Source organism: Alteromonas sp. C1M14, from assembly GCF_018860965.1.
In the GTDB taxonomy this organism is placed as follows: Bacteria; Pseudomonadota; Gammaproteobacteria; order Enterobacterales; family Alteromonadaceae; genus Alteromonas.
In genome coordinates, this window is record NZ_JAHKQF010000005.1 from 69,217 (window position 1) to 94,156 (window position 24,940).

At 45.3% G+C, this 24,940-nt stretch carries 26 protein-coding genes; 15 read left to right on the plus strand and 11 right to left on the minus strand.

Features of this window, described 5'->3' with window-relative positions:
- From KO501_RS04020 to KO501_RS04055, 8 genes are all read right to left on the minus strand, one after another.
- Nucleotides 1–672 (minus strand): iron-containing redox enzyme family protein, encoded by a 672-nt coding sequence (locus tag KO501_RS04020; RefSeq protein WP_216028369.1) that lies wholly within the window; start codon nt 670–672, stop codon nt 1–3.
- Entirely contained in the window at nt 669–2,141 is a 1,473-nt protein-coding gene (locus KO501_RS04025) for an AMP-binding protein (RefSeq protein ID WP_216028370.1), read from the minus strand. The genes KO501_RS04020 and KO501_RS04025 overlap by 4 nt, the downstream gene beginning before the upstream one ends.
- Complete coding sequence (locus KO501_RS04030; RefSeq protein ID WP_216028371.1) at nt 2,125–2,814, minus strand: thermostable hemolysin; 690 nt, start codon at nt 2,812–2,814, stop codon at nt 2,125–2,127. The genes KO501_RS04025 and KO501_RS04030 overlap by 17 nt, the downstream gene beginning before the upstream one ends.
- A 104-nt stretch (nt 2,815–2,918) precedes the next feature.
- Complete coding sequence (locus KO501_RS04035) at nt 2,919–3,620, minus strand: hypothetical protein (RefSeq protein ID WP_216028372.1); 702 nt, start codon at nt 3,618–3,620, stop codon at nt 2,919–2,921.
- Complete coding sequence (locus KO501_RS04040; RefSeq protein WP_252728155.1) at nt 3,617–4,375, minus strand: FTR1 family iron permease; 759 nt, start codon at nt 4,373–4,375, stop codon at nt 3,617–3,619. Before KO501_RS04040 ends, KO501_RS04035 begins: the two co-directional genes overlap by 4 nt.
- Complete coding sequence (locus KO501_RS04045; RefSeq protein ID WP_216028373.1) at nt 4,362–4,727, minus strand: cupredoxin domain-containing protein; 366 nt, start codon at nt 4,725–4,727, stop codon at nt 4,362–4,364. Before KO501_RS04045 ends, KO501_RS04040 begins: the two co-directional genes overlap by 14 nt.
- Nucleotides 4,711–6,003: an ATP-binding protein gene (locus KO501_RS04050; protein WP_216028374.1), complete on the minus strand. Its 1,293-nt coding sequence runs from the start codon at nt 6,001–6,003 to the stop codon at nt 4,711–4,713. The genes KO501_RS04045 and KO501_RS04050 overlap by 17 nt, the downstream gene beginning before the upstream one ends.
- Before the next feature lies 1 nt (nt 6,004).
- A complete protein-coding gene (locus KO501_RS04055; protein WP_216028375.1) occupies nt 6,005–6,670 on the minus strand; it encodes a response regulator transcription factor in 666 nt (221 codons plus the stop codon).
- 200 nt (nt 6,671–6,870) lie between these two features.
- Between KO501_RS04055 and KO501_RS04060 the strand changes: the two genes are divergently transcribed.
- The 3 genes from KO501_RS04060 (at nt 6,871) to tyrA (ending at nt 9,871) form a co-directional block, all read left to right on the plus strand.
- Nucleotides 6,871–7,395, plus strand: coding sequence for a maltose acetyltransferase domain-containing protein (locus tag KO501_RS04060; protein WP_216028376.1), 525 nt, complete (start codon nt 6,871–6,873; stop codon nt 7,393–7,395).
- A gap of 211 nt (nt 7,396–7,606) precedes the next feature.
- A complete protein-coding gene (locus KO501_RS04065; protein WP_216028377.1) occupies nt 7,607–8,698 on the plus strand; it encodes a 3-deoxy-7-phosphoheptulonate synthase in 1,092 nt (363 codons plus the stop codon).
- Between the two features lie 27 nt (nt 8,699–8,725).
- A complete protein-coding gene (gene tyrA / locus KO501_RS04070) occupies nt 8,726–9,871 on the plus strand; it encodes a bifunctional chorismate mutase/prephenate dehydrogenase (RefSeq protein WP_216028378.1) in 1,146 nt (381 codons plus the stop codon).
- A gap of 100 nt (nt 9,872–9,971) precedes the next feature.
- On the opposite strand, the gene pheA is transcribed toward tyrA, so the two are convergent.
- The 3 genes from pheA to yciH form a co-directional block, all read right to left on the minus strand.
- Nucleotides 9,972–11,156 (minus strand): prephenate dehydratase, encoded by a 1,185-nt coding sequence (pheA, locus tag KO501_RS04075; protein WP_216028379.1) that lies wholly within the window; start codon nt 11,154–11,156, stop codon nt 9,972–9,974.
- Between the two features lie 238 nt (nt 11,157–11,394).
- Nucleotides 11,395–12,195, minus strand: coding sequence for a response regulator (locus tag KO501_RS04080; protein WP_216028380.1), 801 nt, complete (start codon nt 12,193–12,195; stop codon nt 11,395–11,397).
- Between the two features lie 63 nt (nt 12,196–12,258).
- Nucleotides 12,259–12,582, minus strand: coding sequence for a stress response translation initiation inhibitor YciH (yciH, locus tag KO501_RS04085; protein WP_216028381.1), 324 nt, complete (start codon nt 12,580–12,582; stop codon nt 12,259–12,261).
- A gap of 207 nt (nt 12,583–12,789) precedes the next feature.
- Here yciH and KO501_RS04090 point away from each other — a divergent pair, with 207 nt between their 5' ends.
- The 12 genes from KO501_RS04090 to ruvA all read left to right on the plus strand — a co-directional run bounded on the left by KO501_RS04090 (nt 12,790) and on the right by ruvA (nt 24,934).
- Entirely contained in the window at nt 12,790–13,095 is a 306-nt protein-coding gene (locus KO501_RS04090; RefSeq protein WP_216028382.1) for an STAS domain-containing protein, read from the plus strand.
- 19 nt (nt 13,096–13,114) lie between these two features.
- Entirely contained in the window at nt 13,115–14,764 is a 1,650-nt protein-coding gene (locus KO501_RS04095; protein ID WP_216028383.1) for a fused response regulator/phosphatase, read from the plus strand.
- Between the two features lie 104 nt (nt 14,765–14,868).
- Nucleotides 14,869–15,303 carry a TerB family tellurite resistance protein gene (locus KO501_RS04100; RefSeq protein ID WP_216028384.1) on the plus strand — a complete coding sequence of 145 codons (435 nt, stop codon included), beginning with the start codon at nt 14,869–14,871 and terminating at the stop codon, nt 15,301–15,303.
- A gap of 69 nt (nt 15,304–15,372) precedes the next feature.
- The gene (locus tag KO501_RS04105; protein ID WP_216028385.1) at nt 15,373–17,466 is read left to right on the plus strand and encodes an EAL domain-containing protein; all 2,094 of its coding nucleotides are present in this window, start codon (nt 15,373–15,375) and stop codon (nt 17,464–17,466) included.
- 205 nt (nt 17,467–17,671) lie between these two features.
- Nucleotides 17,672–17,935 carry an EF-hand domain-containing protein gene (locus KO501_RS04110; RefSeq protein ID WP_216028386.1) on the plus strand — a complete coding sequence of 88 codons (264 nt, stop codon included), beginning with the start codon at nt 17,672–17,674 and terminating at the stop codon, nt 17,933–17,935.
- Between the two features lie 61 nt (nt 17,936–17,996).
- Nucleotides 17,997–19,442, plus strand: coding sequence for a HAMP domain-containing sensor histidine kinase (locus KO501_RS04115; protein WP_252728156.1), 1,446 nt, complete (start codon nt 17,997–17,999; stop codon nt 19,440–19,442).
- Entirely contained in the window at nt 19,442–20,032 is a 591-nt protein-coding gene (locus tag KO501_RS04120) for a hypothetical protein (RefSeq protein WP_216028387.1), read from the plus strand. The genes KO501_RS04115 and KO501_RS04120 overlap by 1 nt, the downstream gene beginning before the upstream one ends.
- Nucleotides 20,029–21,369, plus strand: coding sequence for a sigma 54-interacting transcriptional regulator (locus tag KO501_RS04125; RefSeq protein WP_216028388.1), 1,341 nt, complete (start codon nt 20,029–20,031; stop codon nt 21,367–21,369). Before KO501_RS04120 ends, KO501_RS04125 begins: the two co-directional genes overlap by 4 nt.
- 199 nt (nt 21,370–21,568) lie before the next feature.
- Nucleotides 21,569–23,332 carry an aspartate--tRNA ligase gene (gene aspS, locus KO501_RS04130; RefSeq protein ID WP_216028389.1) on the plus strand — a complete coding sequence of 588 codons (1,764 nt, stop codon included), beginning with the start codon at nt 21,569–21,571 and terminating at the stop codon, nt 23,330–23,332.
- Nucleotides 23,333–23,334: 2 nt separating this feature from the next.
- Nucleotides 23,335–23,772, plus strand: a complete 438-nt coding sequence (nudB, locus tag KO501_RS04135) for a dihydroneopterin triphosphate diphosphatase (RefSeq protein WP_216028390.1) — start codon at nt 23,335–23,337, stop codon at nt 23,770–23,772.
- On the plus strand, nt 23,769–24,287 hold the full coding sequence (gene ruvC / locus KO501_RS04140) for a crossover junction endodeoxyribonuclease RuvC (protein WP_216028391.1): 519 nt from the start codon (nt 23,769–23,771) through the stop codon (nt 24,285–24,287). The genes nudB and ruvC overlap by 4 nt, the downstream gene beginning before the upstream one ends.
- Before the next feature lie 29 nt (nt 24,288–24,316).
- The gene (ruvA, locus tag KO501_RS04145) at nt 24,317–24,934 is read left to right on the plus strand and encodes a Holliday junction branch migration protein RuvA (RefSeq protein ID WP_216028392.1); all 618 of its coding nucleotides are present in this window, start codon (nt 24,317–24,319) and stop codon (nt 24,932–24,934) included.
- The last annotated feature ends 6 nt before the right edge of the window (nt 24,935–24,940 follow it).

A 24,940-nucleotide genomic window follows, 5' to 3' on the forward strand; every position in this document is an offset into this window, starting at 1 on the left:
TTAAGCCACCTCGCTCAGGCCATGATGGGGAGACAAATCGTAAAAAATGTTGCCATATAATCGATAAAACATGTTGGCGCTATGGATGATCATGGCTTGTTCTTTGGGGTCGGTGATCTTGTCCATTAACCCTTGGAAAAAAACGATATGGTCTTGATCTAGGGCACCATGAGAAGTGAGGTAGCTAAACGCTTGTGGCGGTAACGCCAGTTTTTGTCCAATGTGTTTCGCTGCATTGTCAGCAAGGGCGATGCTCGTCCCTTCGAGTACAAACACCATGCCAAAAAAATAGAGGGGGTGTTTTCGGGCAATGGCATCAAAGGCATAGGCGACCATCAGCTCGGTGGCGTAGGAGGGCTGGCTTGTGCGGACCTGGTTTTTATCTATGTTGCATGCAGCGAGATCATTGAGGATCCATTCCTGATGTCCCATTTCTTCTTCGATATATTCACCGACGGCTTCCCGCAGCCATTCTTTTTCATCATCGAGTTTTGCGCCGGTGGCCATCATAAGGGGTACGGTGTATTTCACGTGGTGAAACGCCTGTTGCAAGAAGGCAATATAGTCATCAAGGGTGATGTCGCCGTGAAAGCAGCGCCGAATAATCGGGGCATCAAGGAGATATTGTCGGGCGGTTTGGGTTTGCTGTTGTAATTGGTTGTAAAAACTCATCGTGATTCTCCATCAACGGAATATTCTTTGGCATAAAGGGCGGCTATTTGGGCATGATAAAAAGAAAGGGTGTGGGAACGTTTTATCTTTCCCGTTTCTGTTAGCAGCCCGTTTTGGGCGGTGCAAGGGGGGATCACAGTGAATCCCTGAATGTGAGCGTAATCAGGTAGCCCGGTATTGACTCGGGCAATGGCGGTGCGGATTTCCTCTGTTGTCATAGAGGATGTCCGCGGACATATCAGTGCCACACAGTAAGGCTGGGCTTCACAGTAAACCAGTACTTGATGAAAGCTTCCTATGGCGAGTAAAGCCGACTCGACCCACTCAGGGGAAACATTGCGGCCAAAACTATTTACCATGATATTTTTCTTGCGCCCATGTAACCACAGTACGTCATTTTTTATAACGCCGAGATCGCCGGTTTTAAGCTCCGTTGGGTAAAAAGAGTCAGGTTCATTTAAATAGCCAAGAAAATGATTGCCCGTAATAACAATTTCTCCCTCTTCTATGCGTAATTGATTGTGTCCTATGGCTTTACCCGCACTGCCTTGCAAATTGTTATCAGGGGTATTTAAGGTGGATACGGATACGGCTTCAGAAAGGCCATAGCCTTCATAAACCGGTAACCCAAAATGGTGGGCCTGTAGGAGTAAACTAGGGGCAACGTGGGCGCCACCTACCGCGATAAACAAAAGTGACGCAGGGGGTTGCCAACCGGTTTGGCAGGCATGCAACAGCACCATAAGTAGGTCGGGTACAAGGATCAGGGAATGGGCACAGCTGCTTTTTATACAATCAAGTAATAACGGGGGATGCAGGAGTCTGCTGCCTTCAAACCCCAGTTCTTTTAATGTGGGTAAGTGAATGGTTCCCCCTCGCAATAAGGGCACATAAATACCTGCAATATTCTCAAGTAGGGTAGAAAAGGGCAGAACACTTAAGTGGATTTTGGCTTCAGGGGTGATGGTTTCATTTATCCCTTTAGCCACCTGCCATTGGGACTGTGTCGACAAGCAAACCCCTTTGGGCGTGCCGGTAGAGCCAGAGGTAAAGGTGATTTTGTGTGTGCCTTTGGGTATTTGTACGGCCAGTGTGGGCTGCAGGGCAATGGCAACAATGTTGTCGTACGGGGTTGGCCTATACTCTGTGTTGCTGACGTTGGCGGCGTTGATGGGCGACGTTAGTAAGTAATCGCATTGACTCTCTTTAAGGATATGTTGCTTTTGTGCTTGGCTAAAAAAAGTGGGAATTGGCACACAGCAAATATTGGCCTGCTGGCAAGCAAGATCACACATTATCCATTCAGGGCTGTTGTCAAAAGCAATGGCAAGTCGGCGGACGGGTTGCGCCTCTAGCCACCGGGCAAGGGTTGATACCGCAATTTTCAGTTCGCCATAGGTTAGTGACGATTCACTCGTGGTGATGGCGAGAGTGTTGTCGTGGGTATGGGTATTAAGCCACATAAGCATTGATTTCTCTATTTGAAGAAGACAGGGTTGGGATAAGCTGTGACACCTGATGCAGCCGCGGGCATGTGGCGATACGATGTTCGATGTCTGTGAGCAACAGGGCACACACTTTAGGCTGGGTATGGTAGTAGCGTCCCCAGTGGTCTTGGGTGGTTGCTAAGCGCTGGGGATCGGCCTGTGCCAGTACAATGAGATTTAGCCCTGCACCTGCAAAGAGTTGTTGAAGTTGTGTTGTGGCACTAAATATGAGGCATTGAGTACCTTTTTCCTTGAGAACAAAATAGAGCGAGAGCAATAACGATAAGGTATACCGCGGCGCGCGACTAAATAGATTACCTATTTCCGTAATCTGTTCACGGCAAAAGGTCATGCCCTGTACCTTCAGTAAGCTTTCTATGGGTAAATCAAGGTATTGTTCAACAAAGAGTGGGGTGGGGGTTTTGTGCTTAGGATCCGCGCCATGGCGTATGCCTAATGCCCCATTGAATGTGTGTTTTTTTATCGCAAATAGCACAGGCATAAATTGGCTAATACGAGCACCATAATGGTTAAAATAGCCATGGGTGATAAACCCTTCGATATCCTGCCTGAGTGAATGGGTTTCACTGGCCACCAATAAAGTGGCGGCGTTTGCTTGAACCGACGGTAACGGATAAGCCGAGAATGTTGTCATTGTGCTACTCACCATTAAATTCATAGGGTGAGTATGGGGTGACAACCTTAAGAGAACCTTAACATCTCGGTGAGCTTACAAAATAAATGGTATTTTTGCGGGCATTAAAACTCATATTCTAAAGACATGCGCAATGTATGATCTTTGCTGTCACCATTTAATCCTGTGATAAAACCGAGTTCCCATTTTAACTGCTCTTGTTTGTCGAAGCGCTTGATCCCCATAAAAGCAGGGCCGACACCGATATAATCTTCGGCGATGTACACTTCGACGGCAGGCTGTAATTCGGGGATCCAGCGATAACGAAATTTGGCTTTAAATTCACTTTCCCATTCATTGGGTACGGTTTGCCCCCATTCGTACAAAATATTCACATTGGTGGTGAGACTGAATTGGCCGAATTCTTTTTCTGTGAGTAAGCCCGCTTTGGCTTCCCAGTCATCGGAGTCTGGTCGTTTTTCTATTTCAAACAGGGTGCCCCAGTCTGCCCAGTACTTTCCTTGTTCCGTCATCATCCAACGTAATTCGAGTTCGTAGCCTGAAACGCCAAAGTCATCATTTTCATCTCTGGAGCCTACAATGTAAGCCTCTAAAATCAGGTATTCCGACAGGGCATGACCAAAGGAGAAACGCTGCAAGAGGACATTTCCGTCATCATTTTGGCGGGATGTGAGACGCCACTCGAACTCTCTTTCAAAGGGTAAAACGTAGGGGTGGTATACCTTATCGACGGTGAAGTTATCTGCCCGCACGAATGAAGAAAATAATATCAGCATGGATATGAAAAGGGTTAAAAGGGACTTCATGAGGCCTCCTTGTCAATGGAACGGACAGATAGCGGGGTAAGATGACGTATGACATAGGGGAGTAGCAATGCGATAAAGAAAACGCAAAGGTAGCTGATAGAAGGCGTTGCTTCGTACCCAAATAATGCATTGAGCAAGTGGCCATATTCACTTTCGTCACTGAGCAATTGGCTTGTGTCCCAAGCTTGGACGGGCGCAGGTAACAAATCAATTTGTTCAAATAGGGTAGCAATACCTGCGGTTTGTGCTGCCACAAACCAGGTGGTGATAGGGAAGGTGAACTTTTGCTTAAGCAGGGTAAAAAGCACCACATGAAGCAAGATGGCGATACTACTACTGATCCCCAAACCAAGAATACTGCCAATGAGTAATTTGCTGTCTGTGTAGGATGACAATGCGGAGAAAAAATACACCATAAAATGCAAACTGTTAGGGACTCCGATACCCAGCACGAGTAGGTTAAGCCCCCAATGCCGCGCGAAACCTTGATGATGTGACATCCATGCCATGGCACACATGCCAAGCCAAGCCCCGGCAAAGAAAGCCACTTTAAGTAATTCAAAGCCAGTGCCTTGGGCGAATTGAGAAATAAGGCTCAGGTAATTGTAGATGGCAAGGGCCACGGCCAGGGTAATGGTTAAGCGCCACAGCAGTGGTTTAATGGAAATCCCGGGCATGGCGAGTAACAGGCTGATTAATAACCCGATGGGGAGCATGTCTCTTAGGAACAGTACAACGGTATTAATTAACATCATTTATCCCGTTATCAGGTTTTACAATGACTTTGCCCACCGCGCTATTGGGGTGAAATTCACCAAAAAAGGGGTAGTCACCGGGTTTGAGCGGGCCTATGTATATCGAGCCTGAACTGTTTTGGAAAATGACTTTTTCTCTATTAAGAGAAAAGCTATCAATTTCTTCTGGGGTAGGATCATGGTTGATAAAATAAAGTTTTACTTTTTGATTAGCAGGCACCGTTACTTCTCTGGGAAAGAAAAGATGATCCCTAATGTTTATGGTGATTTCCGTCATCCCAAACACCGTTCGTGTTAAGAGCCCCAAGATTAGAAAAAGATAAACTTGCGTAAGTTTAGTGTGTGTTTTCATGTGCAAAAATCATGTTCACTGCTAACCCACCCAGCGCGGATTTGTTCAACGTTATTTGCCCATCGTGTAACGCCACTATTTGCGAAACAATGGCGAGCCCCAAGCCGCTACCTGTGGTATTGCCGGTATTTTTTGCCCGTTGAAAACGACCAAGTACTTTTTCCTTATCCTTGTCGGCGATGCCAGGCCCCGAATCATCAACGGAAAGTTTAATGCCCTGTTCATGGGTGGTGATAGAAACCACGATTTGTGCCCCTTCAGGAGAGTATTTACTGGCATTGGCAATGACATTTTGCAGCAAAGTGTAACTGGTGAAATGGGTGCTCTTTAGCCAGGTATCTTGCCCTTCTAAGGAAATCTCCTGCTGCTTTTTCTCAATTTGGTTGTAAAGGTCGCTAATGACCTCTTGTGCGAGATGATAGAGGTTTACCTCTGTCATTTGCTCGGCAAAGGTATCAGGGCTGGTGCGACTTAATAGTAAAAATTGATTCACTGTGTGGATCATACGATCGGTATCGGCTTGTAAGGGTGAAAGTAGCTCCCCTTTTTCTTCTAAGGCGTTGGCAATATTGTGAATGCTGATTTTCATGACACTTAACGGAGTGCGCAATTCATGGGCAGCATTTGCGGCAAATTGTTGTTCTCGTTCAAATGCCAAATGCAGTCGCTTAAACAAGGAGTTTAGGGTTGTCATCACCGGCTTTAGCTCGTTGGGTGTTTGCTTAAGTTGTATTTGAGAAAGATCTTGCCGATTCCTTTTGGCCAATTGTAAGGAAAGCTTTTTAAGGGGCGCGAGCCCCCAGGTAATGCCAAAAAAGAGTACAGAGGCCAGAATAGGTACGCTGATAATAAATGGGTATATGGCTGCGGTTGTTAAGGCGTCGGTTATGGTGAAACGATCTTCTTGTGGTTGAGCAATCATGTACCAGGTGGCATCAGTGGCGTTTTGATAGGTATAAACCCGCCAGCGCTTTTCTAAAAAATTCTTCTCGGTAAACCCGGGTTTAAAGTCGGCTAACGGATGCTCATACGCGGGGGATGAGGCGTTGATTAATGTGTTGTGTTGCCAAACCTGGAAGAAAAGCCGACCGTGTGCCGTTGATTCGCCGTCGCCGTGAATAGTAGCGATGGCTTGGGTTAATTCTATAAGCTCGTCATCCAGCAATTTGTTTGACAATGCCAGTGTTGCCCGATAACCATGAAGGGCAGCGCTAAAGATAACAAGAACCAAGGAACTCACTAGCGTTAGGGTGAGAAAGCGGCGAATAGATAGCAAATCAGTGTCCGTTGTTTTGAACGCAATAACCCACGCCGCGGACGGTTTTGATAAAACTATCTGGCAGTTTTTTTCTGAGATTACTAATATGCACTTCTATTGTGTTACTGGCCACTTCTTCTCCCCACTCATAAAGCTTACTTTCAAGTTGATGCTTGCTTAATACACGACCTGAATTTTCTAACAATGCTTTCAAAAGCATCATTTCGCGGCGAGACAAATGCAAAGGCTGACCGTCAAGGGTGACATTGTTGTGCGCGGTGTCAAAGGCGATGGCATTTATTTGGATAATACTGTTAGATGCCGTATTCACGCGCCTTTCTAATACACGCAATCGTGCAAGTAGCTCATCCATGTCAAAGGGCTTTGCCAAATAGTCATCTGCGCCAGCATCAAGGCCTGAAATTTTGTCCGAGGTTTTATCCCGTGCAGTTAAAATTAAAACTGGGATGAAATTATTTTTTTGTCTGATGTGGGCCAGTACTTTGCGCCCGTCAATATCGGGAAGACCAAGATCGAGAATAACCAAGTCGTTTTGGTTTGAAGCAATGGCATTAAGGGCGCTTTTGCCATCGAATACACAATCTACAGCATAGTTTGCATGCCTTAAAGATTGGGACAATGCGGCAGAAAGTGGGCCATCATCTTCTACTAACAACACTCTCATGGGTGGCCTTCATCAGATATCAGTAAGATTAAACTAGCACTTTAACCTTAAGGCAGTCTTAAGAAAATGCAAAGATCATGTTACTTATACTCTGCTATTTGCAAAAGTCGAGAAGTAAGCTCGCGCTAGCAGGCTATTCAGACCGGAGCACGGGGTTCTATGGTAAAATACTAATAGACAGCTAAATGCACCGAAGAAGCATGAATACACAGACACAGGAATGGGAAAATATTCCCGCATTCAAAGCAATGGTGAGTGCTCAGTGGTATTGCACTCAAGATCCTCAGCTTAAAGCGTTACGGAGCACCGCTAAGGGGCGTTGCTACGAATTAAATAAAGCACACGGCAATGCTAAGGCCCTTTTATCATCCTTATTGCCTCGGGTTTCTGATGTTAACCTCGGTGAGCACTTTCATTGTGATTACGGTTTTCAAATAATTTGTGATGATTTCTTTACCGCTGGCGATTATTTGACCATCCTTGATGGTGCAAGGGTTGAAATAGGGCGGGGATGTACTATAGGTAATGGCGTTGTCATTAGTACTGTGAGTCACCATGAATTACCTCAAAAACGGTTACAAGGCTGGCAGAAGGCCCTTAACGTGATGATAGGTAATCATGTAACTATCGGAAATGGCACGAGTATTTTACCTGGCGCCCGAATTCCAGATTATCAGGTGATCCCTGACGGGGCCGTCATTACGGCTAATAGTTTTTCTGAATGAGTCTGATAGAGCCCTAGAAGGGAAAAAAAAGCATTTCTTTGTTGCGTCTATTATCAAAAATTGATAAAAAGTCAACGAGTTCGGCTGATAAAAAATAATTCAGTGTGTACATAAAAGTTTACATGGGTGGGAAGCCAAATAATTTCTACCTTTCTGTTGTATGAAGGACGTCACAGGCCGGCCTTCAGATTAAGTAAAAAAAGAGAATTTCATGATCAAGGACACCGTTAATAACGTTCATGTCAGTGCCGAAAAAGTATTGATAACCCCCGATGACCTGGCAAAAGAACTGCCCGTTTCCGAAAAAGCGTTAAGTGCGATTTCAGAATCGAGAAAGGTTATTTCTGACATCATACACGGGCGAGATCACCGTATGCTGGTGGTGTGTGGCCCCTGTTCCATTCACGATATTGATGCCGCAAAAGATTACGCCCTGCGTTTAAAAGAGCTGCATGAATCCTGTAAAGACACCTTGTTTATTGTTATGCGGGTGTATTTTGAAAAGCCTCGTACCACCACCGGTTGGAAAGGGTTAATCAACGACCCTCATATCGACGGAACCTTCGATATTGAAACCGGATTACGCAAAGCCCGCGAATTACTGATTTGGTTGGCCGAGCTTGAGATCCCCGTGGCTACAGAAGCGCTGGATCCTATCAGCCCTCAATATCTGGCTGAATTATTTAGCTGGAGCGCCATTGGCGCTAGAACTTCTGAGTCGCAGACGCACCGTGAAATGGCCAGTGGTCTATCTATGCCCGTAGGCTTTAAAAACGGTACCGATGGAAGCTTGGACATTGCCATTAATGCATTGAAATCAGCTGCATCTGGCCACAGTTTTATGGGCATCAATAAACAAGGTCAAGTGGCAGTGATCACCACTAGTGGTAACCCAGATGGGCATATCATTTTACGGGGTGGTAAACAGCCTAACTACGATTCTGTTTGTGTGTCTGAATGCGAGGTAGACTTGGAAAAAGCCGGGCTTACCGCTGGTTTAGTGGTGGATTGTAGTCATGCTAATTCGAGCAAAGATTATCGCAGACAGCCCCTGGTGGCACAAAATGTGGTAAATCAAATCCTTGAAGGAAATCAGTCAATCATTGGGATCATGCTTGAAAGCCATGTTAATGCGGGCAATCAAAAAGCGGAAGGGAAAACGCCGGAAGAGTTGGATTACGGAATTTCGATTACCGATGGCTGTATCGACTGGGCGACCACCGAATCTTTGATCACACAAGCCAGAGATAAATTGATTACTGTGTTACCATTACGTCAAAATAAACGTACCGCTGTTGCCTGATTAAACAGCGATTTTTAGAGTCGCACTATGACGGATCATTCCAAACGCCTAAGTGAAATAAGGGCAGACATTGACGAGCTCGATTCCGAGCTCGTTTCTATTCTAGCTCGTCGCGCTAAGTTAACTACCCAAGTGGGACAAATTAAAGCTCAAACCGGTATGCCTGTTTATGTGCCTGAGCGTGAGCGAGAGCTTATTGCTTCAAGGCGGAATGAGGCGGAAAAAGCCGGGGTGTCTCCTGAGCTGACAGAAGATTTGTTACGCCGGATCATGCGGGAATCTTACCATACCCAAAATAATCGCTATCGCTGTATTAACCCCGCCATCGAGCAGGTGGTTATTGTTGGTGGTGCAGGGGCGTTAGGTAAGGTGTTTGTGAGTCTTTTTGAAAAATCCGGCTACCCTGTTGCCGTTATCGAAAAAGACGACTGGGGCAAAACAGAAACAGAAGCATTACTGGCACGGGCCAACCTCGTGGTGGTGGCAGTGCCTATTACTTTAACTGAATCTGTGATTGCAACTTTGAATCATTTACCTCAAACCTGTGTGCTTGCCGATATCACCAGTGTAAAGGTTAAACCTTTACAGGCCATGCTGGCACATCACAAAGGCCCAGTAGTTGGGCTTCATCCTATGTTTGGCCCAGATGCGCCGGGCATGATTAAACAAGTTGTGGTGGTGTGTGACGGGCGAGGGGAAAGCCATTATCAATGGTTGGTAGAGCAAATGCGTACTTGGGGGGCGACCATTCATCATAGCAGTGCTGAAGAGCATGATAATGCCATGGCGTTTATTCAAGTGATGCGTCACTTCAACACCTTTGTCTACGGCGCGCACCTGCAAAGCGAAGCTCCCGATTTAGAGACATTAACGGTGTTTAGTTCTCCGATATACCGTTTGGAACTGGCAATGGTAGGCCGGCTGTTTGCCCAATCCCCTCGGTTGTATGCTGATATTATCTTTAATAACCCCGATAATTTTGCCCTTTTACGGCGTTTTCACACCCGTTTTGGCGAAGCGCTATCTCTACTTGAAAATAACGACAAAGACGGTTTTATTCGTGCTTTTGATAGTATTGGCGAGTGGTTTGGCGATTACGCAAAAAAATGTTTGGTAGATAGCAAGCAACTGCTGCTAAAAGCTGACGATGGTCAAATGCTAAGAAAGCCTTAAAACCGCAACCAACTTGATATACGGGCACGTTCGCTATACTTAAACCGGTAACAATAAACGGAAAGTGAAAGCAAACGTGCCCAGTGTTAGGGCGACGTGGTTAGTCTTCTGCCAAAGCGTTAGCCGCAGCCACTTTGGTGGGGCTTACTTCTTCGCTTGGATAACAACCTAATACCTGAAAATGGCGGGTGATCTTCTTCAAGCTTTCAATGGCATTTTGCACTGGGCCATCGGCTAAATTGCCATCAAAATCGATATAGAACATTTCTTCCCAAGGGTTTCCTGGAATAGGGCGAGATTCTAATTTCGTCATATTTAGTTTGTTATCTTTTAACACCGTGAGGGCTTCTACCAAGGCCCCCGGCTTTTGCACGGTAGACATGATCACGGTGGTTTTAGCTGGCACTTGCAGCGGTACCTTCACCGGCGTGCGAGAAACCACAAAAAAGCGACTGTGGTTTTCTTTTTGGTTGGCTAAATTTGATTTGATTGCCATCAGACCATACAGGTTACCTCCAGCTTCGCTGCCAATGGCGGCAATATCATCACGTTGAAGCTCACTGACTGTCAGCATAGCCGATGAGGTACTGTCCATGGTTTTGACTTCCACATTGCCTAACTCGGCCAAAAAATGACTGCATTGAGCAAACACTTGAGGGTGGGCATACAAGGTTTTGATATTGGCCAAATTGGTTTCTTTTGCCACCAATAAGCTGTGTCGAATTGGGTGGGTAAGCTCGCCAATAATACTTAACTGGGTGTGCTGTAACTGGTCGTAGACTTCATTGATACTGCCAGAGCTGGTGTTTTCAATGGGCAGTACGGCATAGTCGGCTTCGTTCTTCTCTACTTTTTGCACGATTTCAGCAAAGCTATGACAGCCCATTTCCATTAACTCGCCGGGCCGACGAGAGAAGTATTTTTGTGTGGCCAGGTAGCTATACGAACCTTTGGCACCTAGAAAAGCGACTCGATTTAGGGGTAATGTGCTACCCGGGTTGGCGCGTTGTGCCAACATGGCTTGCTGATTAAGTACGCTATCTTCAATAATTACGTGGAAGATTTGAGTTACATAGTGGGGGTCTAAACCGGCGTTTTTGCCTTCTTTAATAAGACGTACCAGCAATTGCTCTTCACGTTTTACATCACGTACGGGAATGTGTTCACGAATTTTGGTTTCAGCAACTTCATTGGTAAGTTGGCGTCGCTCGGCTAGCAAGGTCAGCAGCTGGCTGTCTAGCTCAGTGATACGGTTTCTGATAGCACCTAAAGGGGTTTCTGACATAGTTTTACACTCATATTCATGGCAAAAAAAAACCTCCCGAGGGGGAGGTTTATACACACAAGGCATCCTCCCTCAATTGAAGGTGATAAAACCAAAAAAGAATGCAAACGTGTGATGGATATTCATTATCATACCCCGACTTTAAGGCGCTACCTTATAAGTGTCAATGATTTTTTACAGGTTGGCTGAACATTTTTAAGGGCAAAGCGTTCAACCAAACTGTGTTTCATGCTAGGTCTTATTCGCCTAACAGTGCCGCAAGCATTGCTCTTACTTCTGTGGGTTCAAAGGGTTTGTCGCATAATGCGTTAACCCCAGTTTGCTGAATATTGGCCATGTGCACGCTGTCTGCGGATTCTGACGTCACCATGATAATAGGGATATGGGCAGTGTCGGGGTTAAAACGAATAAATTCAGATAGTTCTCTGCCATCCATTTCCGGCATATTGTAATCGGTCACGACTAAATCATAAGGGGCGTCTTTGATATAGGTTAACGCCATGGCACCGTTTTCAGCTTCGGTGATCTTTTGCAACCCCATGGATTCAAGCACTCGTCGAATGTGATTACGGGCCAATCGACTGTCATCCACTAACAGTACCCGCACTTCATTGACGTCAAACAATTCCAGTTCTAGTTCGTCATGATTAATAAGATCAACGCTGGCGTTAAGGGCGCGATTTAAATGCAGTGGTTCAAAGGGCTTGGGCAATATTGCCGCCACTCCCGCTTGTTTAAATTCTTCTAACTTACTCATGCGGTTTTCACTCGAAACCAGCATAAAAGGAATCGATGCTAATTGGCTTTGTTCCTTGATGAACTTAAGCAATTCTATCGCGGTGCCGTCTTCAAAATACATGGCACTGACAATAAGATCAGCGCCATGGGAGGTAATGGCTGATTGCGCCTCGGCGAGGGTGCTTGCAGTATCAATCTCTTTGACATCCTCATTCAGCAATAAGTTAGTTATAATTTTTCTTTGCGTATCTGAAGGCTCGACTAACACAATGTGCAAATCTGAGATTGATAGCTTTTCCATTTTTGGTTTCTCACTTAAAACATCACAAACAAAACCCGTGATCTAGTGTAGTCAAAGATTTCGCTAACCACCGGCAAGTTTAACGGTAAATTTTTTTTGTTGCAGTAAGGCTTTCAGTTTTTCTCTGTCATCAGTTTGTACTTCTATGAGGCCGTCTTTCACTGCGCCACCACATCCACACTTCTTTTTAAGTTCTGTACAGAGTGTTTTTAACGCTTTGGCGTCCATGTCGAGACCGTGGATCACCGATACCCCTTTTCCTTTTCGGCCCTTGGTTTCACGATGAATACGTATGATGCCATCATTGGATACTGAACGGGTTTCAGCGTTACTTTTTTGACTGATACGGCCGCCGTCGGTGCTGTAAACTAATTTAGAATCTTGCATGGCTTGTCGACATCTCCTGAATAAATGGGGTATTTGTGAACTAAATTATTATATCAACTTGCGATTATCGCAAAAGTCAGCTTAGTTCTAATAGGGTTAGTATCAAAAATTAAAATTACCCTTGTTGTCGATACATGTTTAAAAGCGCTAACTTTAATAATTAATGTGGGCGACGTAAATAAGAAGCACACCACAATGGAGACTGCTATGGCAATATCAACCTATCTAGCTGACGATAACGTAACATGGGTCATTCAGCTAGATGAGAAATTCGATTTTGACAAAGTCCAAGCATTTCGAAGCGCTTATTCCACGTTACCTGAGGGGATCACTACCATTGATGTGGATCTAGGTAAAACGGAATACATGGACAGTTCTGCCCTTGGCATGCTGTTAAATATGCAAAAGTCTTTAGGTGAACTTGGGTTGACCTACAACATTTCTCATTCTCGGCCCCAAGTGGGACGAATTTTGAAGATTTCCCGGTTTGATAAAAAATTCAATATTGTATAACGCCAACGACTAGCCTTGTATGCGCATATTAATCGTTGATGACGAATCTCTAAACCGCTTCTTGTTGCGCCATATGTTAGAGCAAGAGGGTTACACAGATTGTTTTGAGGCAAGCGACGGACAGGACGCAATCAATAAAGCGGCAGCACTACAACCTGATCTTATTTTGCTTGATGTGATCATGCCTGGTTTGTCAGGCTATGCGGTTGCGCCGCAACTAAAACAAAATAACGGTAGCATGTATTTACCGATTATTTTTATCACTTCCTTAGACGATAAAGCCAGCTTAGCCCGTTGTTTAGAGGTTGGCGGTGACGACTTTGTTTCCAAACCTTTTGACCGGGTTATTCTGGCCGCGAAAATTCGCGCACACGGGCGGATCCGAGAACTCAGCCGTGAAGTTGAACAACAAAATGCGGTACTTCGCTATCACAGACAGGCTGTGGATAGAGAGCACGCCATTGTTGAGAATATTTTTAATAATGCGGTGGTGAACAACCCCCAGGTTGAGCATTTTTTCGATGTTATTATGTCGCCCGCCGCCAAGTTTAATGGCGATGTGTTTTTGTGTGAAGTTAGCCCCGCTGGTGGTGCTTTCTTTTTAATGGGAGATTTTACCGGCCATGGTTTAGCGTCGGCTATTGGCGTATTGCCCGTGTCTAATGTCTTTAAAAACATGGTAAAACACGGCATGTCGGTAGGCGAGGTGGCAACTGCTATAAATAAAATTCTACTTGGACTTTTACCCGCCGACATGTTTTTAGCCGCAATTATCATGGAAATTGATGTTAGCGGATGCCGTTTTTCCGTGTGGAGCGGTGGCATGCCTCAGGTTTTACTGAAAAATCCAGACACTGGAGCAATACAGTGTTACCCATCTCGTCATATGGCTTTGGGTATTCTTGAGGTGGCAGAATTTGACGACGGGCACGATGTTATAGAAGCTGAGCAAGGACAACAATTACTGGTGTATACCGATGGCATCATGGAAGTGATGGACGCTAACGGCAACATGGCAGACGAAGAAGGAGTGAAGCGTTGGTTTAGCGAAAGCGCACTGGCTTCAGCGACGGGACTGTATGAAAAAGCGGTGCAGTATCGAGGAGAAGGAGAGCAGGCAGACGATATGTCCATTGTCTTGTTTACCTGTAAAAGCCTAAAAGCCTTACATGATCAACACAAAACTAATGAGCTGCCATATACAATCACATTAAACCTTTGCGGTGCAGAATTACAAAATAAGCGGATCATCGACTCTCTTATGGACATGTTGAGCACCCAAGTGGGTATTTGTCGAATTCGCTCTGATTTATTTACAGTGTTGTCTGAATTATTTAATAACGCCCTTGAACACGGGGTGCTCGCGCTAGATTCATCCATGAAGCATGATCCTAGTGGCTTCGCAGAGTATTATTCCGAAAGAGAAAAGCGCCTTGCACGGCTTGAGATGGGCTGGATTTGTTTTGTTATTCGTTTTTTACCTCAGCAAGATGCGCTAGAAATTAACCTAAGAAATAGTGGCGAAGGCTTTGATACCCGCTCGGCCCAATCGGTGGGCTCTTTTGCAAGCTACGGACGGGGTATTAGCCTGATCAGAGAGTTGTGTGATGACGTTACTTATTCAGAAGGGGGGAGTCAGGTTCAGGTGAAAATGTCGATGAAAAAATGATCGTTTAGTCGTTTTATCTTTTATTACTAGGGGTTTTATCTCATCACTGCAAACGTTTGACGCTAAATGGCGTATAAACAACCGTATTGTGTATGGGAGAGATCATGTTTAAATCTGTTTTTGAATTATTTCGCAATAAAACAACGACTCAGGAAGATCCACGCGCGCTTGAACTGGCCACGGCTGCCTTAGTCAGTGAAATTATTCGCGCCGATAGAGAAACGGATCCAAGAGAAATCTCCGCTTACAAAACACTCCTGGCCAACCACTTTTCGTTAAGTGATCAAGAACTCAAACTTGTGATGGACGAAGGACGGGATAAGGCAGAGCAAGCTGTTGACTTTGTTCAGTTTACTAAGGTTGTTAATCAAAAGTGTAATAATGATGAAAAGCAGGCTATTCTACTGGGCTTATGGGAGGTCGCTTACGCCGATAAGTCCATTGCGCCTATCGAGGAGCATATGATTCGACGTATTGCCGACTTGTTGCACATACCACACAGCCAGTTTATTAAGGCAAAGCTATCTGTCACTGAATAGCAGCCGAACCAGCACCTGGGTGCCATATACTGGTCTTAACAACATAAAAGGATTGTTTTGTTTAGATCCATGAAGTTGCCCTTGGCACTGAGTGTTGCAGGCGCGATTGCCGTATCAGCCATCATTATCTTTTTACTGACGTTGAAAGAACATGAAGAACAAGTCGTTGCGCTGCATACTGAGCAAATTCATGCTCTCGGCGAGCTTATTTCTGAGCATATTGGGATCACCATGGTCTCAGACTCATATCATAGCGCCGATATTGATAATGAAATTAAAATGTTGGCAGCCAATAAAAATTTGTTGTGTGCCCATGTTCTTGATGGACGCAAACAAATACTTGCCGGTGCCTTCTTTCAGATCGATCATCCATCTTCTTCACTGTCTGCCCAAAGTCTCGAATCGTTCTTAAAATTGCCAACGGGTATCTATGAGCGGGAAGGTAAGCTGATTGCCGTTAACGATATTGGCGATGTCGCGTTAGGCTTAGGTAGTGTGGTACTAATTAGTGATCTTGCCCTGTATGTTAATAGCAGCCGTAGCGCTATGTTAAAGCACATCTTGCCCTATGTTATTGCCATTACGTTAGTGGCGATTATTGCCACAGTATGGCTGCTAAGTTGTTTTTTAAGACCTCTTCAAATGTTAAGTCAATTTACTCAGCAAATTGGCCAATCAAAAGACTACACTCTGCGTTTTCTTAATCAATATAAATATGAAATCGGAGCCTTAGGCAGCCGTATTAATAGCTTTCTTGACACCATAGAAGTCGAACTCACCATCAACCAAGAGCAAAATGCCACCTTGGTAGAGCAACAACAGACCATGATGCGTCTGGCAAATTATGACAGTTTAACCGGTTTGCCCAATCGCCAGTTCGTGGTGGACAATTTGCGACTAGAGTTGGCGCGGGTGCGCCGAACCAATGACGATTTGGCGTTGGTGTTTTTTGACCTTGATGGGTTTAAAGGTATTAATGACTCGCTGGGTCATGAAACCGGTGACCTTATTCTTATTGAAGTGGCGGATCGGGTTGTAAATTTATTGCGAGAGGGCGATCTGGTAGCCCGACTTGGTGGTGATGAGTTTTTAATTATTCCTGACAGAGAAGTGTCTGCAACCAGTCTAAATAATCTCGCTTCTCGCCTAGTGCAAGCCTTTTCTGAACCCTTTATGTTACGAGGTTTGGCGCTGAAAGTTGGAGTGAGCGTGGGGATCGCAAAAGCCAGTGATGCCGATTATGAACTCAGCCAACTTATGAGCAATGCGGATTTAGCCATGTATCGCTCGAAAGCTAAAGGCCGCGGCACCTATACCTTGTTTACGGTAGACATGGTGGAATCCTATAAACGAAAGATGTCCATTGCCAACAGCATTGATAGTGCTATTCGTAGTGACGAGTTCTTAGTGTACTACCAACCTAAAATAGACCGGAATGGAATGATCGTGGGTCTTGAAGCCTTGTTACGATGGCAACATCCGGTATTTGGGTTGGTGATGCCGAGTGAGTTTATTCCCATTGCTGAAGCGGGCGGTAAAATTTCCGCCATCACCCAATGGATGCTTGAACGAGTGTGCATGGAATTGCCTGATTTACAGATGCTGCTAACACATAAGTTTAAAATAGCGGTAAACCTGTCAGGCCACGATTTACGTCATACCGCGTTATTTGATGATATTTACGAACTGTTCGAGCGGTATCAGGTTAATCCTGATTATTTTGAGTTTGAAGTTACAGAGTCGGCTTATTTGCAAAACTTCGCCATTGCCGATAAGTTTTTCAAACGCCTGACTAACTTAGGTTGTACCGTGGCTTTGGATGATTTTGGCACCGGTTATTCTTCGCTAAGTTATCTGACTCGCATCACCATTGATACCCTCAAGATAGACCGCCAGTTTATCCGTGAATTGGAATCTTCAGAGCGTTCTAGGCTGGTTACTTGCACCATCATTGATTTAGCCAAACGTCTTTCGCTTACTGTGTGTGCCGAAGGCATAGAGCAAACAAGCCAATGGCAGTATTTGAATGAGCATGGGTGTGATCATGTGCAGGGCTTTTTGTTCAGCAAACCCATCCCTTTATCTGAATTATTGTATATATCTCAGGATTTCGGCGCACTACTGCACACGCCACCGTTAGAAAACGATGAAAAAAATACCTAGGTGGTGTTCTTATTGTCGGTTTTTAGATACAACTATATTCACCTCCCCCTAATCTATAGTCTTAAGTGATTGATATTTAACTGTTATAAATTTTGGCATTAGTTGTGCTTTGTTAGCTGTGATTATCGTGAGCTAACACATCATACAGACGACTTTTTTATGATTGCCTGTGGTTCACGCTTTTATAGACACAGGAGTTATCATCATGAAACCCGTCAAAAAAGTTTTTTCTATGCTGCTTACCATTATGGCTATTCAAGCCGGAGCTATGGTTTCTGCCTATGCAGATGAATCTCTGCTGGCCGCTTTGGATGATGACATGGATGGCTACATTTCGTTGAAAGAAGCCGTGGCAGACACCCGCCTGTTACGTATATTTAGTCGAATCGATAGAAACGCTGATGGGATGATCAGTGTGGAAGAACTTGAAAAAAGCGACTATTCAGAAATTATCACGATGAATCAATAGAGTATTCCTCTTTTCACCGACTGTACTGGACAATTAGTACGGTATTCTATTGCGACAGACTATGGGGTGTGCGATCCTGAAAGACCGGATTTTATTTAGTGATCGAATTGTGCGTGTTGGCTCGCTTAGACAACTGACCTTAGGCAGTTTTATTCTTGCGCTTGTTCCTCTTATTACTCTGCTATGGCAGAGTCAGAGCGATCTTGCAAAAGTAGGTCGAATGACCACTGTTGAAACCCGTTATGTGGTTTCTGTGGTGGGGCACTTGCAGAGCCTCGATGGCGCGGCCATCGATTTAGAGCGCACACTGCGACAATACGTGATCATTCAAAATGCCACGGTGGCCGACCTCACTGACAATGCCATTTCTCAATTTGCCAGTGCAAAAAATAAGTTGTGTAGCAAACTGTCAGCCAGCGAAAACTGTGAATTGCTAGAAAAGCAAATTGAACAGTTACGCAACTTTAGAACCATCAACGACAAACTGTTACTTAATGCGTACTTAGCCTCCCTTAGTAATGGCGTTCAAGCCATGCGTACCGACGTAGAAAGCGCGATTCAATCTCGATTAAGTGAACAGCAAGAAGACATGGCCAGTATGCAAGCCAAGCAAGCTTGGTCCACGGCTATCTTGGTGAGTATTTCCTTACTACTCATTTTGTTGGGTAGCCAGTTAATTGTTAATCCGGTCAGAAAAGTAAAACAAATCATTCAAATACTTGCTCATCAACGAGGTGAACTACCACCGTTGTCCACCCGAGCTCCCCACGAACTCATTGGCGTTGAGCGTGATCTACATTGGCTAGCTGAACGATTACAACAACTAGAGCACATTCGTACTGCATTATTGCGCCATGCCGCCCATGAACTGAAAACCCCTTTGGCGAGCATTAAAGAAGGGTGTAGTTTGTTGTCAGAAAATGTTGTCGGAGAGCTTAATCCACAGCAAATTGAGGTATTATCTTTACTCACATCAAGTACCCAGCGTTTAAATACACTGGTGGAAAAACTCCTTGATTATAATTTGCTGCTGCAACAGGCCCAGCCAAGCTTCACTAAAGTTAATCCTGGCGATTTGGTGCGAGATTGTATTGAAGATTACGCCCTTGCGTTACAGGACCGCGAAGTTTCTGTGGACGTGCAGGCAGATAGCATTGTCGTAGATGTGGAACTTTACCGACGTATTTTGGATAATCTAATTTCCAATGCGGTGGCCCACGGTGCAGTGGGTAGACCCATATCAGTCAATATTTATATGCGTGAAGACATTGCCATTCTTGATGTGGCAAACCGAGGTAAGAAGATACCTGAGGAAAAAGTCACCAAATTGTTTGAACCTTTCACTCGGGGAGACGATCCGAGAAATGATAATGTCATTGGCACTGGATTAGGATTATCCATTGTGTCTGATTGCGCACGGTTAATGCACGGCGACGTCGCGGTGGTGGAAGTCGAGGATGCAGACGTGTGTTTTAGAGTGAGTATTCCGCAAAAGGAACGGTATTAATGAGAATAAAAATATTGCTGCCCGTGGTCTTTGTACTAGGCGGATGTGCAGCGATAGACAATAAAAGCGATACATCTGTTCAACCTGTTGAGACGAATGTAATTTACCAGCCTAAGGATGATGAACCACTGTGTTTAGTGAACGAAGCTTCACAAACCTTTGAACGCGCATGCGATCTGTCCTACTGGATAGGTATGTGGGTAGAAGCGGCTCATGCGCCTTGGCCACAAAGAAAGGAAAGAATAGCTGCATTGTCAGATTCTACCGAGGACACCATCACAAAAGTGGTGTTGTCGTTACCGGTAGATACACCTTATCAAAGTCGTTTACGTGCTCAACATTGGCTAGGCACGCTTACTGACGTGCTGAACCCTGATATTGCACCGGTTATTAATACCCTGGTTAAAGATCCTAACGGCGAAATGCTAGAGCTGGAATCTGCCATGGTGATATTAAATAGAGTGAATACGGACAAGCAAAAGCAGTTAGAGATGTTAGAACAAGAATTGAAATTACAAACCGAAAAGATGGAAGAGTTGTTAAAAATAGAAGCAACGCTAATGGATAAAAACAGGAGTAATCAACCATGAGCGAATCGACAGTACGACATGCCCGATTATTGCTGGTGGATGATGACAAAAGCTTGTTGCGTTTGCTTACGATCCGTCTGGAAGGTGAAGGATATCGCGTCACTGCTGTAGAAGATGGCCAGGCGGCTTTAAGAAAAATCCGCAGCGAAGATTTCGATGTAGTGTTATCTGATTTAAGAATGCCGGGCCTAGACGGGCTGAGTTTATTTGAAGAAATCATGGGGGTGAGAAAAGACATCCCGGTTATTTTGATGACCGCCCATGGTACGATTTCAGATGCGGTGGCAGCCACCCAACGGGGTGTTTTTGGCTTTTTGCCAAAACCGGTGAATCACGATGAGCTAAGAACCCTGTTGCAAAAAGCACTCAGTCAGTCTTTAAGTGTGCAACCTGAAGAATGGTGTAAAGACATCATTACCCGTTCGACCGATATGTCCAATGTATTGGATCAGGCGTACCGTATTGCCCAGCGTGAAGTAAGCGTGTTGATCAGCGGTGCCAGTGGTACGGGTAAAGAACTGTTGGCCAACGCTATACACCGAGCCAGTACACGTAAAGACAAGCCTTTTATTGCTATTAATTGCGGTGCGTTACCAGAGAACTTACTTGAGTCTGAGTTATTCGGTCACGCCAAGGGCGCCTTTACCGGCGCCGTGCATGCCAATGCGGGTCTATTTAGAGAGGCCGATGGCGGTACGCTGTTTTTAGATGAAATTGGTGATATGCCAATGACATTACAGGTTAAACTGCTGCGGGCGTTACAAGAGCGGCAAATTCGCCCTGTCGGCAGCGGTAAACACATTGATATTGATGTGCGAATCATCTCGGCTACCCACAAAGATCTGCAAAAAGAAATGGAAGAGGGCACCTTTAGGGAAGATTTGTACTATCGGTTAAACGTGGTTAATCTGCAGCTTCCGTCATTAAAAGAGCGCAGTGAAGACATTCCACTCCTTGCCCGCTCTTTATTGCAACAAAGCGGTCAGCGTCATAATGTGAACGTAAGTCAGTTTTCCGATGATGCCATGCAATTATTGGTTAAATCAGAATGGCCAGGGAATGTCCGACAATTGGTTAATGTGGTTGAGCACTGTGTGGCATTAACTCAAACCCCCGTTATACCGCTTCATTTAGTCGAGCAAGCTTTATCTGCTTCCCGTCAAAGCTGGCCCACGCTGACCGAAGCAAGGGATGCCTTCGAGCAAAAATACCTGCATAAATTACTGAAAATGACAGATGGCAATGTAACCCGTGCCGCCGAATTAGCAGGAAGAAACCGTACAGATATGCACAAGCTAATGAAGAAGCATGAGCTTGATGCCAGCGATTTTCGATGATCGCACCGTCAAAGCCTTAATTGTCATTGGGCTTTACTCCGCATTTGTTTATACTATGCGACCTTAAATTTAGTCTCAAAAACTAGACAAGCCGGTAGCTGAACTGTAATGCCTGAACACACAAGTACACTTGGTTCAGGTTGTTACCCATGGTACCGGCGTCATATGTCTTAAATATATTATTCAGAGGTCAGGGACCATGCGCACAGATTACTGTGGGAATATCGATTCATCTTATGTTGGCCAGGAAGTAACACTTTGTGGTTGGGTTAACAAGCGTCGTGACTTAGGCGGCGTAATCTTTATTGATTTACGTGACCGTGAAGGTCTTGTACAAGTCGTATTCGACCCTGATTTGCCTGATGTCCTAGACGTCGCCAATACCTTACGTAGCGAATTTTGCGTCAAGTTAACCGGTAAAGTCCGTCCTCGTCCAGAAGGGCAGATTAATAAACAGATGCGAACCGGAGAAATTGAAATTCTCGGCTTGTCGCTAGAAGTTATTAATAAGTCCGCGGTGCTACCCCTTGACTGGAATCAGGAAAACTCCGAAGAACAGCGCTTAAAATATCGCTACTTAGATTTGCGTCGTCCGGTAATGACCGAGCGGTTAAAATTTCGTGCCCGGGTAACCGGTGCAGTTCGTCGTTATTTAGAAGACGTGGGCTTTTTAGATATTGAAACGCCAATCCTGACAAAAGCAACCCCTGAAGGGGCGCGGGATTACTTAGTGCCAAGTCGTACCCATAAAGGTGAGTTCTTTGCGTTGCCCCAGTCTCCACAATTGTTTAAACAATTGCTGATGATGTCGGGCATGGACCGTTATTATCAAATCGTAAAATGCTTCCGTGATGAAGATTTACGTGCCGACCGCCAGCCAGAATTCACCCAAATCGATATCGAAACCACCTTTTTAGACGCCGATGGCGTGATGGCCATCACCGAAGGTATGATCCGTGATCTGTTCCAGAAAATGCTGGATGTGGATTTAGGGGAATTTCCTCGCATGACCTATCAAGAGGCCATGACGCGTTTCGGTAGCGACAAACCGGATTTGCGTAACCCATTAGAATTAGTCGACGTGGCTGACTTACTATCAAGCGTAGAGTTTAAAGTATTCAGCGGCCCTGCAAACGATCCTAAAGGCCGTGTGGCGGTGATCCGCGTGCCAGGTGGTGCCAAGTTATCGCGTAAGCAAATCGATGAATATACCAAGTTTGTGGGTATTTACGGCGCGAAAGGGTTGGCATGGTTGAAAGTGAACGAACAAGGGAAAGGTCAAGAAGGGCTACAATCGCCTATTTTGAAGTTCCTATCAGAAGATATCACCGATGCCTTACTGAACCGCACTAACGCTGAAGCCGGCGATATTTTGCTGTTTGGTGCAGACTCGGCCACCGTGGTGACTGAAGCCATGGGTGCATTACGTTTAAAATTGGGAGAGGATTTCGAGTTGCTAGAAGGCGATTGGAAACCTTTATGGGTAGTAGACTTCCCCATGTTTGAAGAAGTGGATGGCGCACTGTACGCATTACATCATCCCTTTACTTCTCCCCGTGGCGTCACAGCAGATGAACTGCAAGAGGCGCCTCAAGGTGCGTTATCCGATGCCTATGATATGGTGTTAAACGGCGTGGAATTAGGTGGTGGCTCGGTGCGTATCCATGATGAAAAAATGCAGTCTGCTGTGTTTAGCGTCTTGGGTATCGACGAGGAAGAAGCACAAAACAAATTTGGCTTCTTATTAGAAGCCCTTCAGTTTGGTGCGCCGCCTCACGCCGGTCTTGCTTTTGGTTTGGATCGCTTGGTCATGCTAATGACAGGTGCGAGTTCTATTCGTGATGTGATGGCATTCCCAAAAACGACCACGGCAGCGTGTCCGCTAACCAATGCGCCTAGTCCTGCTAATCCACAGGCATTGGAAGACTTAGCGATTGCCACTATTAAAAAATCCGCCGAATAAATATGGCGTTAAAACGGCCTGAATCGGTTCTGGTGGTGCTCTACGACGAGCACCACCGGGTGTTGTTATTACAGCGCGACGACGATCCGGATTTTTGGCAATCGGTCACCGGAACCATCGAAATCGGTGAAGCGCCCAAGCAAACCGCTATTCGTGAAGTGGCTGAAGAAACTGGCATCGTTTTGTCGCCTTTGCAGCTTAAAGATTGTCAGCACATAAACCGCTATTTAATACGTCAACGTTGGCTTCATCGCTACCCTCCTGGTACCCGCTTTAATACTGAGCATGTATTTTGCGCTCAAGTGTCTTGCGAACATCCACTTATACTCACAGAACACCTTGCCTATAAATGGGCTGATAAAGCGCAAGCCATTACGCAACTTTGGTCACCATCTAACCGATTGGCCGTAGAAGCATTTGTGCCGAGGGGGAGAACATGATTATACTGGGTATAGATCCAGGTTCTCGGATTACAGGGTACGGTGTGATTGCCCGAAAGCAGGGTAAGCTTGTTTATTTAGGCAGTGGATGTATACGTCTAAAAAGTGATGTATTAGCTGAGCGTCTTGCGCAAATCTTTGCTGGCGTTAGCGAAGTTATTCGCGAATTTTCGCCATCGCAATTTGCCATCGAACAAGTTTTTATGGCGAAAAATCCAGATTCAGCATTAAAGCTGGGTCAGGCAAGAGGGGCTGCGATTGTGGCGGCAACTCAGTCGGCCATGCCCGTAGCGGAATATTCGGCCAGACAAATTAAACAAGCGGTGGTGGGAAAAGGCAGTGCCGAAAAAACGCAGGTACAGCATATGGTAAAACATCTGCTGAAATTGCCCGGTACACCCCAAGCCGATGCAGCCGATGCATTGGCTGTTGCATTATGCCATGCTCATACTCAGCAGAGCCTGATAAATATGGCCGGACAGGTCAGCAAAACAGTACGTGGTCGGCTTCGTTAGCCGCCCACTAACCAAGGTATAAGATACGTATGATTGGCCGAATTGAAGGGCGTTTGTTAGAAAAGCAGCCACCGGAAGTCCTTATAGATGTTCAGGGCGTGGGGTATGAAATCCACATGCCAATGACCAGTTTTTACCAGTTGCCAGCCGTTGGCGAAAACGTCGCTGTGTATACCCATTTCGTGGTACGTGAAGATGCACAACTGCTGTTTGGCTTTGCCGACAAAATGGAACGGGGTCTTTTTCGGGAGCTGATTAAAGCTAATGGCGTAGGGCCCAAGTTGGGGTTAACCATTTTATCGGGAATGTCGGCAGCACAATTTTTAATTAGTGTACAAAATGAAGATATTTCTGCCTTGGTGAGTTTACCAGGGATAGGTAAAAAGACCGCTGAACGGTTGGTGGTTGAACTGAAAGATCGACTCGCCAAATTTGGTCAGCAGCAAGCCATTGCCGTTCCATTTGAAATGGGAAATAAACAAACCGATGCCATTGTGCCGTTAAATGATGCCAGAGAAGAAGCGCAAAGCGCGCTGGTTGCGTTAGGTTATAAACCGGTACAGGCAAACAAGCTTATTACAGCGGTGTACGAAGAGGGTATGGAAAGCGAAAATTTGATCCGCGAAGCATTAAAGGCGGCTATTTAGTGAGTA